At 41.8% G+C, this 17,223-nt stretch carries 17 protein-coding genes; 4 read left to right on the top strand and 13 right to left on the bottom strand.

Annotated features, from left to right (window positions below; all coding sequences use genetic code 11):
• Positions 1-136 precede the first annotated feature (136 nt).
• A complete protein-coding gene (locus P5G49_RS14505) occupies positions 137-1,267 on the bottom strand; it encodes a DUF4362 domain-containing protein (RefSeq protein ID WP_301244899.1) in 1,131 nt (376 codons plus the stop codon).
• Between the two features lie 129 nt (positions 1,268-1,396).
• Between P5G49_RS14505 and P5G49_RS14510 the strand changes: the two genes are divergently transcribed.
• Positions 1,397-2,086: a hypothetical protein gene (locus P5G49_RS14510; protein ID WP_301244901.1), complete on the top strand. Its 690-nt coding sequence runs from the start codon at positions 1,397-1,399 to the stop codon at positions 2,084-2,086.
• 43 nt (positions 2,087-2,129) lie between these two features.
• On the opposite strand, the gene thrS is transcribed toward P5G49_RS14510, so the two are convergent.
• Complete coding sequence (gene thrS, locus P5G49_RS14515) at positions 2,130-3,326, bottom strand: threonine--tRNA ligase (protein ID WP_301244902.1); 1,197 nt, start codon at positions 3,324-3,326, stop codon at positions 2,130-2,132.
• A gap of 631 nt (positions 3,327-3,957) precedes the next feature.
• Positions 3,958-6,672, bottom strand: a complete 2,715-nt coding sequence (acnA, locus tag P5G49_RS14520) for an aconitate hydratase AcnA (protein WP_301244903.1) — start codon at positions 6,670-6,672, stop codon at positions 3,958-3,960.
• 241 nt (positions 6,673-6,913) lie between these two features.
• Here acnA and P5G49_RS14525 point away from each other — a divergent pair, with 241 nt between their 5' ends.
• A complete protein-coding gene (locus P5G49_RS14525) occupies positions 6,914-7,459 on the top strand; it encodes a cysteine hydrolase family protein (RefSeq protein WP_301244904.1) in 546 nt (181 codons plus the stop codon).
• A 109-nt stretch (positions 7,460-7,568) separates the two neighbouring features.
• Positions 7,569-7,823 (top strand): GlsB/YeaQ/YmgE family stress response membrane protein, encoded by a 255-nt coding sequence (locus tag P5G49_RS14530; protein WP_301244905.1) that lies wholly within the window; start codon positions 7,569-7,571, stop codon positions 7,821-7,823.
• Positions 7,824-7,897: 74 nt separating this feature from the next.
• Here the strand turns inward: P5G49_RS14530 and P5G49_RS14535 are convergent, their stop codons facing one another.
• On the bottom strand, positions 7,898-8,557 hold the full coding sequence (locus P5G49_RS14535) for a lytic transglycosylase domain-containing protein (RefSeq protein WP_301244906.1): 660 nt from the start codon (positions 8,555-8,557) through the stop codon (positions 7,898-7,900).
• 25 nt (positions 8,558-8,582) lie between these two features.
• Entirely contained in the window at positions 8,583-9,176 is a 594-nt protein-coding gene (locus P5G49_RS14540; protein WP_301244907.1) for an SCO family protein, read from the bottom strand.
• A gap of 223 nt (positions 9,177-9,399) precedes the next feature.
• Between P5G49_RS14540 and P5G49_RS14545 the strand changes: the two genes are divergently transcribed.
• The gene (locus P5G49_RS14545) at positions 9,400-9,825 is read left to right on the top strand and encodes a DUF2621 domain-containing protein (RefSeq protein WP_301244908.1); all 426 of its coding nucleotides are present in this window, start codon (positions 9,400-9,402) and stop codon (positions 9,823-9,825) included.
• A 38-nt stretch (positions 9,826-9,863) separates the two neighbouring features.
• On the opposite strand, the gene P5G49_RS14550 is transcribed toward P5G49_RS14545, so the two are convergent.
• The 8 genes from P5G49_RS14550 to P5G49_RS14585 all read right to left on the bottom strand — a co-directional run bounded on the left by P5G49_RS14550 (position 9,864) and on the right by P5G49_RS14585 (position 17,165).
• On the bottom strand, positions 9,864-10,379 hold the full coding sequence (locus P5G49_RS14550) for a CcdC family protein (RefSeq protein WP_301244909.1): 516 nt from the start codon (positions 10,377-10,379) through the stop codon (positions 9,864-9,866).
• On the bottom strand, positions 10,372-10,701 hold the full coding sequence (locus tag P5G49_RS14555; RefSeq protein WP_301244910.1) for a thioredoxin family protein: 330 nt from the start codon (positions 10,699-10,701) through the stop codon (positions 10,372-10,374). The genes P5G49_RS14550 and P5G49_RS14555 overlap by 8 nt, the downstream gene beginning before the upstream one ends.
• Positions 10,702-10,791: 90 nt before the next feature.
• Positions 10,792-11,502 (bottom strand): cytochrome c biogenesis CcdA family protein, encoded by a 711-nt coding sequence (locus P5G49_RS14560; protein ID WP_301244911.1) that lies wholly within the window; start codon positions 11,500-11,502, stop codon positions 10,792-10,794.
• 259 nt (positions 11,503-11,761) lie between these two features.
• Positions 11,762-13,543, bottom strand: a complete 1,782-nt coding sequence (locus P5G49_RS14565; protein ID WP_301245047.1) for an ABC transporter ATP-binding protein — start codon at positions 13,541-13,543, stop codon at positions 11,762-11,764.
• Positions 13,544-13,548: 5 nt separating this feature from the next.
• On the bottom strand, positions 13,549-15,303 hold the full coding sequence (locus P5G49_RS14570; protein WP_301244912.1) for an ABC transporter ATP-binding protein: 1,755 nt from the start codon (positions 15,301-15,303) through the stop codon (positions 13,549-13,551).
• Between the two features lie 79 nt (positions 15,304-15,382).
• On the bottom strand, positions 15,383-15,715 hold the full coding sequence (locus P5G49_RS14575) for a YolD-like family protein (protein WP_301244913.1): 333 nt from the start codon (positions 15,713-15,715) through the stop codon (positions 15,383-15,385).
• A 35-nt stretch (positions 15,716-15,750) separates the two neighbouring features.
• Complete coding sequence (locus P5G49_RS14580; RefSeq protein ID WP_301244914.1) at positions 15,751-15,879, bottom strand: hypothetical protein; 129 nt, start codon at positions 15,877-15,879, stop codon at positions 15,751-15,753.
• 32 nt (positions 15,880-15,911) lie between these two features.
• Entirely contained in the window at positions 15,912-17,165 is a 1,254-nt protein-coding gene (locus P5G49_RS14585; RefSeq protein WP_301244915.1) for a Y-family DNA polymerase, read from the bottom strand.
• Positions 17,166-17,223 lie beyond the last annotated feature (58 nt).

The following is a 17,223-nucleotide window of genomic DNA, read 5'->3' on the forward strand; positions in this document are numbered from 1 at the left end:
TTCCTTCACTTCTACTATAAAAAAATAGTAGCACAAACCATGGCCATGGTCTGCACTACTAATGTTAGTATGTTTCCAATTCAATCAACGGAAATTACTAAGTAAAAAAATAAATCTTTTCATAGTATAAGATTTATCAAAGTCCAGGCACATTGATTCTCTTAATCTCTTTCACTTTTGCTTTCCCTGGATGTGTATTTGTTATACTGCCATTTAAAACAGCTTCTATTTTATCACCAATCTTAAACTCTTCATTTTCAACGCCTTCCAAGAAAATGTACTTAAAGGCATATAAGCTTAAATCGATATTTCCTATTTCATTTTTTAGCCATTCATACTCTAATCGACTAAAGTCGACGCCGATTAACAACGTATCATCTTTCACTTTAAGGATATATCCTTGAATGACTGTTTCGGGATTTTCTTCTTGCTCCATTTCAGACTGTGCAATTATATATTCAGCAATCTTGGTGAATTTTGCGCCTTGAGAACTTTTATCACAGCTGGACCAATGAAACTCTTCCTCGGCGCTATTAATATATACTTTCAAATTATACTCTTCAAATTTTTTCGTATGGCAATTAGTCTCTAATTCAATGTCACTTAATGTTAGGACCAATCGTTTAAAGACTTCCTGCTTTACTTTCGGTGACATTTGAAGATCATTGGTTTTCTTTATTTTCGTTAAACTATTAACCCTTGTAGTTTTTCTTGTATTTGTATTTACTTCATTTTTCAATCCATTACCGAACTTTAATTCGAATTCAAAAAGGTCCTGTTGCTTTAGGTTATAATCAAGAGCTAAAATTTCAACCATTCCAGAACGGCCATCCGAACAATCAACCGCAATATAGGTCGTATTCGTTGGATTGACTTCCTCCACCAATTTGCTGCATTTAGTGGTTGTTATTTCACCACTTCCATATTTGTTGCGTGATGTGTCAAAGGTTATCTTCATTGTCTCTCCGTCGTAATTTAAATCAGTGACGATTGGAGCCCCTTCAAACGTGTAATGGACAATTCGCAAATCAGATGAAACACCTTGTTGCGTGTTTTTATAAAACCTTTCCATTCTTTCCAACCCATTAATGCTACTTACATGTTTAAGTACATCTACATTTTCTACGCCTTTCACAGTCGGCCGGGGGCTATCTGTACCTTGTACCCTATCAATCGGATCAATTTCCTCGCCAACCTTTTCCTCGCAAGCTGTTATAATAAAAAGAAAAGTGATTAATAGGATTATATAGGCTATATTTCTCAACAAGACACCACATCCAATCGGTATACTTTTTTATGAGTGATAATTGTGCTTATAATGAATAGTGTGACATAATTGTTATGAATTTTCAAAAGTATTTTCCTCATACTAAACCAAACGGTAATGAGGTGTTATATGAATCGGGTGTTAGTATGTTGCGTAGCAGCCTGTTTGATAGGTCTGATGATAAAACCAGTTAAATCTATGGCCATTGAAAAAGTTGTTGGGAAAATACCGGAAGCAAATATCTATTTATATGCTACTGAGAGAGAAGGCAATTTGGAAAAATTCCGATTAGAGGCAAATGGGGTTATTCAATACTTCCCGTTTTGGATCAATGTGTCAAATGAGACGTATTGGCCGCAACTGATTTATCATGATATTAATCATGATGGAAAAAAAGAGTTAATCATCATTTTAACTCAAGGGTATGGTACTGGCATTATTCTTCAAGAGGTTCATGTCCTGCATAATACTGAAACAAATATCGGCAATGTGTATAGGGAAATGATTGTTGATAATCCAATGGCGATTCTTTTGAAGAACGTGAAAACGAAGTTGACCAAATCGGAAGCTATTATTACGATTGGGAAAGAAAAGACGGTCATAAAAATAGATACATTAGGGATTGAACCGGAGAATCTTTTTTCCGATGTTGTTACTGATAACTTGATACGATTTGAAGTTATCGATAATCAATTGACGGCCCTCATCGGTGCCCAGATTGCACCCGTTGGTGGATATATAGGGAGCTTTTATATTACGTATAAATTTCAGAATGGATTGTACGAAGGAACGAATGTCGAATTCGTGCATTCCGACTAACAAGAGGTAAATAAGGAAAGAGTGCTTCTTCGGCACTCTTTTCTTATTCCGCTTTTAATAAATTCAAGACATCATCAATGACTAACTGACCAAGGTCCCCTTCTTTACGCTTCCGTACAGAAACCATTTGTTTTTCAACTTCCCGATCACCAACAATCATCATATACGGAACCTTCTGCTTCTCCGATTCCCTAATTTTCAATCCCATCTTTTCAGCACGGTCATCCACATTCACACGGTATCCCTTTGCTGCAAGCTCCTTCTTTACTTCCTCAGCATAAGCTACATGCATATCAGCAATCGGAATGATCCTTACTTGCTCCGGTGCGAGCCATAATGGAAATTCCCCTGCATAATGCTCAATGAGAATGGCAAGGAATCTCTCGACAGAGCCGAAAATCGCTCGATGGATAATGATTGGGAATTCAAGTTCATTCTCTTCCTTAATGTACCGGCAATTGAACTTCTCCGGCATTTGGAAATCTAATTGCACAGTTCCACATTGCCAACTCCGCCCTAACGAATCCAGTATGTGAAAATCTATCTTTGGACCATAAAACGCCCCATTTCCTTCGTTAATACGATAAGCCATTCCCCGCTGTTTAAGCACCTCTTCCAGTGACTGTTCCGCTTTGTTCCATAAATCGATGGAGCCCATATAATTTTCCGGCCTTGTCGATAATTCGACTTCATAACTGAAACCGAATTCCGAGTAGATATCGTCTATCAAATCCAATACACAATCGATTTCTTGTTCAATTTGATCCTTGCGGACGAATAGATGTGCATCGTCTTGTGTAAATGCACGTACTCGTAATAGTCCATTCAAGGATCCTGATAATTCGTGGCGGTGCACTAAACCTAATTCCGCATAACGGATTGGCAATTCTCGATAACTTCTCCGTTTATGATTAAATACAAGCATCGCACCCGGACAATTCATCGGTTTCAATGCATACTGCTGTTCATCTACATCCGAAAAATACATGTTCTCATGATAATGATCCCAATGGCCGGATTGTTCCCATAATCCTTGCTTCATCATAATCGGTGTTTTAATCTCTTCATAGCCTGCTTCCTGATGCTTTCTTTTCCAAAATTGCTCCAACTCATTGCGCACAATCATCCCTTTCGGCAAATAAAACGGCATGCCTGGCGCTTCTTCTGATGACATGAATAATTCAAGCTCCTGGCCCAATTTACGATGATTCCTTTTTTCAATATCCATTTGTACTGACATTGTAATTCCTCCTTTTTTTATATAAAAAAACCGCATTCGTCCCTCGTAAAGGGACGAATGCGGTCGTGGTACCACCCTGATTCCGCCATGTTTAAAAACCATGGCGCTCAATTGATAACGGTCTCCCGATCATAGTTTCCTGCAAAATGCAGTCCTCAATGATTGCTCAAAGGTGGTAAATCAACTCTTCTGCTACAGGATTTCCAGCCAAGATCCTGTTCTCTGGTAAATCTTCCGAAATGATTCATATCCTTCTCAACGCTTCATATTAAATTAAAAAAGACCGCATTCTTCCCCAAGAAAGGGACGAATGCGGTCGTGGTGCCACCCTGATTTCGCCATGTTTAAAAAGCACAGCGCTTCAATCGATAACGGTCTCCCGATCATAGTTTCCTGCAATACGCAGTCCCCTATCATAGCTTAAAGGTGGTAAATCAATTCTTCCGCTACAGGACTTCCAGCCGTGATCCTGTTCTCTGGTGAAGCTTCCCGAATGATTCGTGTCCTTCTCAATGCTTGTTTATAGAAAGTTAATTGTATTATATTATATGTGACTATTAATAATCTGTCAATAATAAAATCAAGCATGTTAAAAGGCGCCCGATTTTATCGGGCGCCTTTGTTAAGCTTATTAGTTATTCTTCATTTTATCACGAAGAACCATTTGAAGGATTCCACCGTGACGGTAATAGTCGATTTCAACTTCGGAGTCGAAACGAGCTAATACGTCAAACTCTTTAACAGAGCCGTCATTTGCAGTTGCTGTCACTTTCAGGATATCGCGTGGTTTTACGCCTTTCGCGATATTTACGCTAATTTCCTCTTCACCTGTTAGGCCAAGTGTTTCTGCACTTTCGCCATTCAAGAATTGAAGTGGAAGAACACCCATCATGACAAGGTTCGAACGGTGGATACGCTCATAGCTTTCAGCGATGACTGTTTTGATTCCTAAGAGTGAAGTACCTTTTGCTGCCCAGTCACGTGAAGAGCCCATTCCGTAGTCTTTGCCTGCAAGTATTGCAAGACCTGTTCCATCCTCTTGGTAACGCATAGCAGCGTCATAAATCGGGCAAATTTCTTTAGTTGGCCAGTATGTCGTGTAGCCGCCTTCAGTGCCTCTTGCGACTTGGTTACGGATACGGATGTTCGCGAATGTACCACGCATCATTACTTCATGGTTACCACGGCGTGAACCGTAAGAGTTGAAGTAACGTGGCTCTACGCCGCGTTCGCGCAAGTATTTACCAGCAGGCGTATCTTTACCGATTGCGCCTGCAGGAGAAATATGGTCAGTCGTGATTGAATCACCGAATTTACCGATGACACGAAGTCCGGATAGAGCTTCGATATCAGCAGGCTCTTTTGACAAGCCTTCGAAGAACGGTGGGTTTTGGATATAAGTCGAGTTTTCATCGAAATCATATAATGAATCGTCAGTTGTCTCGATTGCATTCCAAGCTTCGTTCTCCGTAAATACGCGAGCATATTCTTTACGGAATAGTTCAGGTGTTACTGTCGCTTTAACGACTTCCTTCACTTCTTCCGATGTTGGCCAAAGGTCTTTGAAGAATACATCCGTGCCGTCTTTCGCTTTACCGATTGGATCTTTTTCGAAGTCGATATCGACAGTTCCAGCAAGCGCATAAGCGACAACAAGTGGCGGTGAAGCCAAGTAGTTCGCTTTCACAAGTGGGTGGATACGTCCTTCGAAGTTACGGTTACCGGATAGTACTGAAGATACTAAAAGGTCGTTTTCTGTAATCGTTTTTTCGATTTCAGGAAGAAGTGGACCTGAGTTCCCGATACATGTCGTACATCCATAACCAACTGTGTTGAATCCGATTTGATCCAAGTATTTAGAAAGGCCGGAGTCCTCTAAGTAGCCTGTAACAACTTTTGAACCTGGTGCAAGTGAAGTTTTCACGTATGCAGGAGGTGTAAGTCCTTTTTCAACAGCTTTCTTCGCAACAAGTCCGGCACCTAACATAACGTAAGGGTTGGAAGTGTTTGTACAAGAAGTGATTGCTGCAATTGCAAGGTCACCTGTTTTCATACCAACAGTGCGGCCGTCCGCAAACTCAACTGTTCCTTGCTTTTCGAATTCCTTTGGAGTAAGACCGAAGCCTTGGTTTCCTTCAGGAGCTACAACGGATTCCTTAAATGAACGTTGTAGTTCTGTAAGCGGGATCATATCTTGCGGACGCTTAGGGCCAGCAAGGTTTGCTTCAATTTTTGTTAGATCAATTTCGATCACTTCTGTGTAAGTAGGATCTTCATTATCTGGCGTGAAGAACATATCATTTTCTTCAAGATATTTCTTAACGACTTGGATATGATCTTCTTCTCGTCCTGTTAGACGCATATAGTCAAGGGATTCTTCGTCAACTGGGAAGAAACCGCAAGTCGCACCGTATTCAGGAGCCATGTTCGCAATTGTTGCACGGTCTGCAAGCGGTAATTTCGATACTCCAGGTCCGAAGAACTCGACGAATTTACCAACAACGCCATGTGCACGAAGTGTTTGTGTCACTTTAAGTGCAAGGTCTGTAGCAGTCGTTCCGTTTGGAAGTTCGCCAACAAGTTTTACACCGATTACTTCTGGAATCGGGAAGTACGAAGGTTGGCCAAGCATACCTGCTTCTGCTTCAATACCACCAACACCCCATCCAAGAACACCGATACCGTTGATCATTGTTGTATGGGAGTCTGTTCCGACTAATGTATCTGGGTATGTTTCGTATGTGCCATCTTCGTTTTCGATTGCGTGTACAACGCTTGCAAGGTACTCAAGGTTAACTTGGTGAACGATACCAGTTGCTGGAGGAACTGCACGATAGTTATCGTACGCTTTTTGTGCCCAGCTCAGGAACTGATAGCGCTCAGCGTTACGTTCGAATTCAAGTTCCATGTTCAAGCGCAATGCGTCTGCTGAACCGTAACGGTCGACTTGTACGGAGTGGTCGATAACAAGATCGACTGGAATCTCAGGATTAATTTTATTAGGGTCTCCACCCATTTCAGCCATAGCTGAACGAAGGGATGCAAGGTCAACAACAACTGGAACTCCAGTGAAGTCTTGTAGGATAACGCGGGAAGGTTTGAAAGGAACTTCTGCGTCTTTATCTGCATCCTTGCCCCATTTTGCCAAGTTTTCGACGTGTTCGTCTTTGATCACATAACCGTCATGTTGGCGCAAGACGGACTCTAATAGCACTTTTACTGAATAAGGTAGTTTGGAAACGTTCGCAACGCCTGCATCTTCAAGTGCTTTGATGTGGTAAAAGTTATATGTTTTACCATTCAACTCGAAAGATTTGCGGCTGTTGTGCAAATTGCTTTTTGCCATTTGTGAATTCCTCCTTTTTCGACTGAAAAGGCCGTAAATAAGCATCTTTTCTCTACTTCATCATAGTACATCTGTGTTCATAAGTAAAATACTTAAAATTTATAGTATATCATAAGAAAAAGTAATGACCTTTTCAATCTTTGATAACATTCAATTTATCCAAGAGTTTGCTAATTTTTAATGATTTATTAACACTAATATGTCATGATAGGTGTATAGACAAACAGAAAGGGTGTAAATCATGGACAAAGCACTATTAGTGATCGATTATACGTATGATTTCGTTGCAGAAGATGGAGCGCTAACTTGCGGTCAGCCTGGTATTGATTTAGAGGGATATATTACCGAATTGACAAGAAAGTTTTTGGATGATGGGCAACTTGTCATCATGCCAGTTGATGTTCACGAGAAAGATGACCCCTACCATCCGGAAACTAAATTATTTCCTCCGCATAATATTAGGGGAACAGCCGGACGAGAACCGTTTGGTACTTTGCATACTCTTTATGAGGAAAGGAAAGAAGAGATTCTTTGGGTGGATAAGACACGCTACAGTGCCTTTGCGGGTACCGATCTTGAAATACAATTACGAGCGCGCGGTATAACCGAATTGCACTTAGTCGGTGTTTGTACAGATATCTGTATCCTCCACACATCAGTCGACGCTTACAATAAAGGGTTCGACATAATCATCCATGAAAAAGGGGTTGCAAGCTTTAATCCCGCAGGTCATGAGTGGGCACTTGGCCATTTTGAAAATTCATTAGGCGCGACAATCATCCGATAATCCTCTCCTTATTAGTAATTTTTTTGCTTAAAATGTTTGACGTATCGAAATATCGGATATTCATATACTACGGAAGCAATTATGAATTACTAAAAGGAGATGAAGGAAAATGAGCTTTATTTGGTTCTTAATTATTGGAGGAGTTATAGGTTGGCTTGCAGGCCTCATTTTAGGGAAAGACATTCCGGGCGGCATTATTGGTAATATTATTGCTGGTATCGTCGGTGCTTGGGTTGGTGGAATGCTTCTTGGCCAATGGGGACCACGGGTTTCTGATTTCTATATCATCCCAGCCCTATTAGGAGCACTAATCCTTGTGTTTATTGTGAGCTTGATCATGAAATCGATGCGTAGAGCATCATAAAAAACAAAAGTGCAGGGCGCACGGAGTCTATACGAATAAAAAGAGCATCGAGGGTTTTCCCTCGATGCTCTTTTTTAATCTTCTCCTTGTTGTTGACTCTCGAATTCATTGAAGAACCATAAGACATCTTCAACATATTTATCGCTCCGGTTATAAAGATAAATAGCTTGTTCAATTTTACCTTCAGCGGCCCCGCTTCTTGACAAATAATTGGCAGCACTGAAAATCGCGTCTTCGATATCATATGGATCTGCAATTCCATCTCCATTCGCATCGACGCCATACCCGCCATGCTTTTTAATAACCTCTGGATTGGTTTTATCTTTTTCTGGGATATCCCCTTTTCCAAGGCCCTCACATCCTGGATAGCTCCAACCGACAAATGTACAAGGCATGAATTGCATATGGCCTTCCGCACCCACTGGAGACAATAAAGGATCCATTGTTGAAAAACGGGTTTCAATCCGATGATGTGCAGCTAACAGCGTCCAAGGAATTCCGTATTCCTCTCCAGCTGCCTTGTAAATTGGAATGTAATCCTCAGGAATTACAGTTGCTGTATGCCTATCTTGAAATTCAAGCAACGTACTCGCAGATTTCTTCAACAAAGCTGGATTTTCTATTGCTGTCCAAACAATTGCTGATAAGGTAAAGGTGACGACAGCGACGGGTATAAATAAAACGATCATGAATAATTTCGCTTTTATAGATAATCCCTTTTTCTTCTTTTTCACTGCATCACCCTTTTCCATTCATCATTTATGATTTAGCGTCTTCTTTTATAAGAGCCTTAATATCTTTTACCATTTGATCGTATGGAACGTCCTCCGCTCCATTATACGTTTTTACGGATACTCCATCTTTATTTACCAAGCTAAATCCGGAGCCATGGATTACAGTATCCGGTGCTTTCGTTACAAATGTCTTAAATGATCCAATCGCAAGTTTTTCAATTGCTTCCTGGCTATATCCAGTCAACATTTCCCATTTGCTTTGATCCACTGGATCGAATGCGTCCAAGTACTCCTGTAATACTTCGGGTGTATCATATTCAGGATCCACACTAAAAGAAACAATTTTGTAGTCTTCAATTCCTTCATCTTGTAGTTGCTTTTGAAGATCCGCCATATTCGCCATCATTGGCAAGCAAACATTATCACAATTCGTAAAGACAAATTGAGCAATCCAAACTGTCCCTTTGAGATCATCTAAGGACACTTGTTCATTATGTTGGTTTGTTGAGCTGAAGGGCTCAATCTTATACTTATGGTCCGGCTTGAATCCGCCCATCGAGCACGCACTCAATACTAACATGAGTGGTAAAATAAAAGAAAGAAAAACTTTTTTAGGCATAATCAGACTCCTCCACTTTGCATACTTACTTTATCATAGTGGAAGAGTCAATTTCAAACAACCGCACTACCCTACTCCTTCTTGTCCAAATCTTGACTTTTCCGTGAAGTTCACTTCACTTTTAATGAAACAAGCGCATCAATTGATAAAAAGTATACTTTCTTCGTGTATTTTTTCAAAAAAGCTTCTATAATAGTGAGTAGAATGGAAGAGGTGAAGATAGTTGCAAGATTTCTTTATATGGTTCATCATTTTCTGGTGTTTCGTTCTTGTCGGTCTTTTCGGGATTGGTGGCTTCTTCATGTTCCGCAAATTCCTCAAGGTATTTCCTAAGGCGGACGGTAAATCCACGCTTGATTGGGAAGAACATTATGTAAATGAATCCCTTCATCTCTGGAATGATGAAGCGAAAGCTCTATTGAATGAACTTGTCAGCCCCGTACCGGAACTTTTCCGAGACGTAGCTAAACAGAAAATCGGCGCTAAAATTGGCCAAATCGCGCTGGAGGATCGAGCGAAGACAATTAGCTTCGATCATATTATCCGTGGCTATATCATCGCTACACCTAAGCGTGACCATAAATTTCTTCGCAAGAAATTAGATTCGATGAAGGTCGATCTGACGCCATATGAGCATTTATTTGAATAACAAAAGAGGCTTTCCTATATTGAGGAGGCCTCTTTTGTTTAATTTGCTACATTTTTAAGTTTGGAATATTTCACGAGCATTCCTATACGCCATGGGAGAATCATTGCAAATGCTAAAATCCAAAATATTCCCCCAAGCTCTCCAACATTTATAGTACTGCTTAATATCAATTTTGCAACAAGGCGAACAACTAGTAAACCTACTAATATGAAAAGGAAAGCCCTCGACTTTTTCACGTAAAGCTTATCTTCTTTAACCTCGAAGTTTGTCGTTTTGATCAATATCAATGAAAACAGCAACCCAATGAAAATCGATTCTAACACCTGTGGAAGAGGAACCCTGAACTCTTCAAATACAAACATCAATGCCCCTGTTGACATGAATAGTGGCGGTAAGATGATTCTTTTCATGGAAATCGGCTTTTTTGCTGCATTGGCTCGTACGAAAAACGCCATCGTTCCCATGAATATGAAGAGTAATGTTGAACCGACAATTAAATATATAGAAGGAATTTCCGTAAAAACAAAATCAACGAATTCACGCAGCTTAAGCATTCCCCTTCCCCCATTCTGCCAATTCAGCCATCCGATGTTTCAACTGTTCCATTTGAACGAATCTCGCAAATCGGGCAGTTTCTTTTTCTTGGTGGAACAATAGAATGACAGGTGCCGTAAATAAGGATAACTGGCCCGCCATTTCAGGAACTTGCGCTACGTTCGCTTTATAAAAAGGAAATTGATATTCATCTTCAAGTTCGGCCACTTGTGGATAAAGCCCATCACAGACCGAGCAATGGTCCGTTTTAACGAATAATAGTAGTTTAGGTTCTGTGGCTACTATTTCCAGCCACTGTTCAAAAGATCCGATTTCTTTCATCTGCAACTCCTCCTTTTGCGGTTTATTAACTTAAATTGCCTCCATCAGCATTTTTGAATGGATGGAGGCAAGTATGGTAAGCGTTTTTTATTAAAAACCTTGGAAATCTCCAAAAATCGGGCTTAGTAAACTTGTGAGGTATGTGATGCCGTCGAAAAATAACACGAGACCGAATACAATCATGATATAGCCACCGATTTTCATAATGAGATTGCTGTTTCTGCGGATCCATCCAAGTCTTGTGATGAAAAACGACAAAATGAAAAATGGAATCGCGAAGCCTAATACATATAGCATCATATAAAGCATGCTGGATCCTGGATTTGCTGCAGCCAATCCAATGATTGCACCGATTATTGGCCCCATACATGGTTGCCAGCCTGCAGAAAAAGCGAGCCCGATCAATGCAGTACCTAAGTAGCCTGCAGGACGATTTTTGAATTGCAGCCTATGTTCTTTCATTAAAAACTTCGGAGTGAACAATCCGATGACCATCAGTCCAAATACAACTATGAAAATGGCACCAATCTGTCTAAGCATATCTTTGTATTGTATAAAGAAAGTACCAACAAACGAAGTACTGAACCCTAAAAACACGAAGACAATCGAAAACCCAAGTAAAAAGAAAAGCGTGTGAAACATGCCGTTCCGGTTCATCCGTTTCGAATCCGATTTCAGTTCTTCAATCGACATCCCGGTAATGTAAGATATGAATGCTGGATACAATGGCAGGACACACGGTGATATGAAGCTAAGAAAACCAGCTCCGAATGCAAGAAATATATTTAAATCAGTCGCCATATTCTCTCCCCTTCATTTTTCTACCTCCATCGTAACAAATCCTGCACCAAATTTCGCCCATTTTGTCTGTGAACAATTTTCGAACACAGAAAAGCGAAGGGCGCCCGCTTAGGTGCGACGGGCATAAGGCGAAGATGCGAAGTGGCGCTTTTTGACACGTAGCAACTTTGACTTATGACCCCGAGCACCTGGCGTCCGGAGCTGGACAAAAGAAAAATGGCTTGCACGCATTGTATAATCAATGCGTGCAGGCCATTTCTTAAATTGCGTCATCCATAATTCCATTTTGAAGCTGATACATCATATAATACAATCCTTTTTGTGCAAGGAGCTGTTGGTGATTTCCGCGCTCAACGATTTCCCCTTGATGCAACACTAAAATAAGTTCTGCATCTTGAATTGTGCTCAACCTGTGAGCAATTGCTATCGTTGTTCTACCTTTACGCATTTTCTCCAAACTTGCCTGAATGGCGACTTCTGTTTCTGTATCAATATTGGCTGTCGCTTCGTCCAAGACAAGTATTTTCGGGTTCGTTGCGATTGTCCTTGCGAATGCAACAAGTTGGCGTTGCCCGCTGGAGAATGTTGAACCACGCTCCGTTACTTTCTGTGCGTATTTATCCGGCAGCTTTTCGATGAATTCATTCGCTTGAACGAATTCGGCCGCGGCACGTACCTCTTCCGAAGACATTCCTTCATTATGCAGACGGATATTACTTTCGATATCCCCGTAGAACAGGAACGGATCTTGAAGAACGAGACCAATTTTCTTCCGAAGTTCCTCTTTAGGCAAATCCTTCAAAGAAACACCGTCAATGAGGATTTCACCTTTATTGTATTCATAGAAACGCATAAGCAAATTAATGATGGAACTCTTTCCGCTACCTGTGTGCCCAACCAACGCAACAGTCTCACCTGCGTTTGCGGTGAAGGAAATATTTTTCAATACATCATTTTTCCCGTCATACGAAAACGTCACGTTCCGGAATTCAATAGTACCTTTTTGAATTTCCTTATTAACCGTTTCTTTTTGCGCAGGCTCCATATCAGGGTCATCCATCAATTTAAACACGCGCGATGCTGAAACTAACGCCTGTTGGAAAATCGACAACCTCTGCATTACTTGTTGAACCGGTTGGAATAAACGTCCGATCAACGTCGTGAATGCGTAGATGATTCCGACTTCGACTGCACTGTCAAGTGACATGAATCCAAAATAGCCAAGGACACAAACGATTGCGAATGCATATAGCAAGTCGATGAATGGCCCAAGCAGGACACTATCGAATTTGATATTTCGCATGCCTGCCCGGTAGTGGCCTTCGTTGATGTTGTCAAATTCTTTCGCCAAGCGTTCCTCTTGTCTGAACGCTTGCACCATTCCCATACCAGACAATGACTCTGCGATTTTGGCATTCAATTGACTTAAACGCTCCCGCAAATCCTGATAGAAATCGGCACTATAACGTCGGTATACAATAATGATTGTCAGGAATAAAGGTAGCAAGAGCATGGATGCAAACGTCAATTTTACATCCAATGAAAATAATGCGATGAAAACACCAATTAAGACAAGAATCGCTTGTAGGAACGTAACAACGACACTCGTAAACATTTCCTTGATGGATTCCGTGTCGTTTGTTACACGTGATACAATGCTTCCTGCTGGTGTCCTGTCAAAGTAGCGCATGCCTAAACCATGTACTTTTGTAAAAACGTCAATCCTCATCTGCTGAATAATTTTCAATGAGATATCTTGAAATCTCAGCAGTTGAAAATAGGATACGGTTACGATGAACACTTGTAATCCGATATAGACAAGTGCAAGCGTCATTACTTCATTTTTTGGAAAATGAAGCGGTGTTAGATTATTATCAATGAATGATTGAATGATAAGGGGTCCTACAATGCTCCCGGTTATTGTCAAAATAAGCAAGAACAATGCGATTGTAATGCTCACCTTATGTGGGATTGTATAGCGCATAAGTCGCTTGAATACATTGAATTGGTCCTTCGCCGTCAATTTGGGCTGTTTTTCCATCTGCATTATTCTTCCCCTCCTTGCTCGACAAGCACTTCCAATTGTTGCAAGTCATACATTTCTTTATATCTTCCGTCGATTGCAAGCAACTCTTCATGCGTGCCTGCTTCAACAATCGTCCCTTCATGCATGACGATAATCTTATGGGCATGCTGGATAGCACTTAGACGGTGTGACGTAATGATTGTCGTTTCTCCTGTACGCATCTGTTTCAGTGATTCAAGGATTGTTTCTTCTGTTTTGGCATCAACCGCTGATAGCGAATCGTCCAAAATGAGTAATTCCGGTTGCATGATAAGTGCACGGGCGATTGAGATCCGTTGTTTTTGTCCCCCGGACAATGATACTCCGCGCTCCCCTACAACCGTTTCATACCCTTCAGCAAACCCTTGAATATCTTCATGGATATTTGCAAGGCTTGCTGCTTCGTAAATTTTCTCGCGATCGATTTTCGGATTTGTAAATGCAATATTTTCCGCTATCGTCGTGGAGAACAGGAAATGATCTTGTGGTACATAACCGATTGATTCCCGTAAACGTTGCTGTTTATATTTGTTAATTGGGTTTCCGCCATAGACGATGCTTCCTTTATACCCTTCAAATTCCCTTAGAAGCAACTTCAAAATAGCAGTTTTCCCCGATCCCGTTTTTCCGACAATCCCTAACGTTTCTCCGCGTTTCAAGGTGAAATGTACATCATGGAGCGCTGGAGTTTCATCATCTGGGAACTTGAATTCCTTAATGTCGAAGTGAAGATCCCCTTCGGGTCGATGATTAATGGCACCTGTGACATCCTGAATATCAGGATTGATCGATAACAATTCAGTAATCCGGCTATACGAAGCATTTCCACGTTCCACGATATTAAATAGGAAACCAAATGCCAGCATTGGCCAAGTTAACAATCCGAGGTATGTACTGAATGCGATCATGTCACCGATAGACATATCACCAGCAATGATGAATTTTGTTCCGAAGTAGAAAGATAGAATATACGATACGGCAAAAATTCCAGTAATCGTCGGATCAAAAAGTGCATCAACTTTTGCCACTCGCATGTTTCTTGCAACGACATCTGTTGATAAATCAGTGAAATCTTCAATATCTTCCTTTTGCTGACCAAATGTTTTGATCACTTTAACGCCAGAAATGCTCTCCTGCGTCTTATCATTCAGGTTGGAGAATGCCTCTTGCGCGAACCGGAAGCGACGGCGTAGCAATCTACCGTAATAGCTTGTAAGGAAAATCATGACTGGAAATGGAATAAGTGCAATCAATGTCAGTTTCCAGTTGATGGTCAATGCCATTGTCAAGATGACGAACCCGCCTGTGGAAAGGGAGTCGACCAGCGTTAAAATCCCCATTCCCGCCGTCTGTTGCACCGCATTGATGTCGTTCGTTGCGTGTGCCATTAAATCGCCGACTCGTCTTTTTTGGTAAAAAGAAGGCGACATTCTTGTGAAATGATTGAATAATTTCTCGCGCATTGTCCGCGATAATAATACTGCCGAGCCAAAAATCATGACGCGCCAATAGTAGCGCGATACGTACATCAGAATCCCTGCAACTGCCAAAATAATAAGCCATTTTGTCAGTTGGTCCCCTGTCAATGTCCCAAGTGTAATATCATCGACGATGTAGCCGATGATTTTCGGTGGAAGCAATTGTAATAAGGAAACGAACACAAGCGCCGCGATTCCCAATCCGTATTGTTTCTTCCGTTGTTTGAAAAACCAGCCAAGCTGTAATAATACTTTCACGGTATTCCCCCTACTCTTTTTCTATGTCCCTGAATAGTCTACCAAAATTCTGAACAATAGAAAAGGTACGAGACTCAAATTATTCGAAATCTGAAATACTTTTTAGGTTGACAAATGGAATTGTGTAGGTCTTGCCCTCCCCAAAAGTGATTTGGAAAAAGCCTTCCAGTACATTGATTTTGCTGACAAAACCCTTGACCGTTTTTACTTTTTGGTCCTGCCAATAATGAACGGTAAGCGACAAATTTCTTTCGATTGCTTCTTGGATCTGATAATTCCATTCTTCCATTTGCTGTTCATCGGGCTGTTGTCTAATTTGATGTTGATCTTCCTTTTGCCAGTCCCGCAGCTGTTCGACATGCTCCGGCAGCATCATCGCTGTCCATTTGATGCGACCTCGGTCACGGATCATTCCATCATCTCCTTGCTAATTAATTTCAGAAAGCATTATAACCGGATTTCCGTTCCAGGCGGACGCTTTCCTGGGGGCACGGCTTCAGCCGCTTCCCTCGCTCCTCTCAGTCCAAGGTCTTCAGCCCGTGCTGATCCCCAAGGAGTCGCCGCCTTCCACTCCAATCCTACAACTTACATCAAACTGGTCTAATATCTTACTTGTAATGCCCGCCGATCAGCTTCGAACGATGGACAGCTGTCCCTGCGTCCGTATAGGATACGGCGCGTAATATGGCTGTGGAGCCGTATTTTTTACGCAATGAGTCCATTGCCTTTCCAAGTTGGCGGTTGCGCCATTTATGTTGATCAAAAAGGCTGAGTTGCATGGCATATTCGTCTTCCAAATTCGCTAAACTGATGGCAATGCGCCTGACAGGACGGCCGTCATGGAACTCGTCTAATAGCTTTGTGCAAAGCTGGTAAATGGTCATCGTGTCATTTGTCGCCTCGTACATTGAACGGGATCGCCCGAAGCCGCCACCAAGTGAATTTTTCGAGTAACCGATGGATAAATGGACTGTGCGGCCCGCTTTGCCCGCTTCCCTTGCCCGTAATGCGACATCTTCACACATCTCAAGAATGACTGTCAGAATATCTTCCCGCTTCGTATAATCACGATAGAGGATCTGCCCTTTCCCGAAGCTGATTTGCCCTTCGACAAGCGGTGCTCCAAGATCGGATAGATCAATGCCGTGCGCATGGTGATACAATTGGTTCCCCATGATGCCAAATTTCTGCTCCAGCCGTTCAAGCGGAGTGTGCGCCAAATCTCCGACCGAGAAGATTCCCATGTTATTTAATGTCTTTTCGAGCCTGCTGCCGATCCCCCACATACGGCTTAACGGTGCGACCGGCCAAAGCCTTGAGGGAATGTCTTTATATGTCCAGCGGGCGAAGCCAGTCTTTTTCGCATCCAGGTCAAGGGCCAATTTCGACATCAGCATATTCGGACCCATTCCGCATGCCGACCTTAGCTGAAACTGATCGACAAGCTCATCTTGTATTCGTTGAACTGTCTCTTCCGGAGGCCCCCATAGCCGCTCCGTCCCGCCGAGGTCAATGAAGCTTTCATCGACAGAATAGACATGGATTGCCTCTTTCGGTACATAGCGATTCAAGAGCCTCGCGATTTCCATTGAAACATCGATATAAAACTGCATTTTCGGTTCAATCAGTCGGATGGAAGGGTCGTCTGGTATTTCATACAGTCGCATTCCCGTCTGCACACCGAATTCCTTCTTCAAGGCAGGGGAAGCAGCTAAAACAATGCCTCCTTTCCGTTCCTTATTGCCAATAATGGCAATCGGCGTATCCATGACATCAAGCCCTTCCATCGCCGCCGCACAGCTGGCATAGAAACTCCGCATATCAAGGCAAACAATTTTCCGGTCCGGTAAATCCGTATACATAGCGATTCCCCTCCATTTAAGAACACTCGTTCCTTATAGTATACTCAGAACAAGTGTT

This window comes from Sporosarcina highlanderae (genome assembly GCF_030433715.1).
GTDB classification, from domain to species: Bacteria; Bacillota; Bacilli; order Bacillales_A; family Planococcaceae; genus Sporosarcina; species Sporosarcina highlanderae.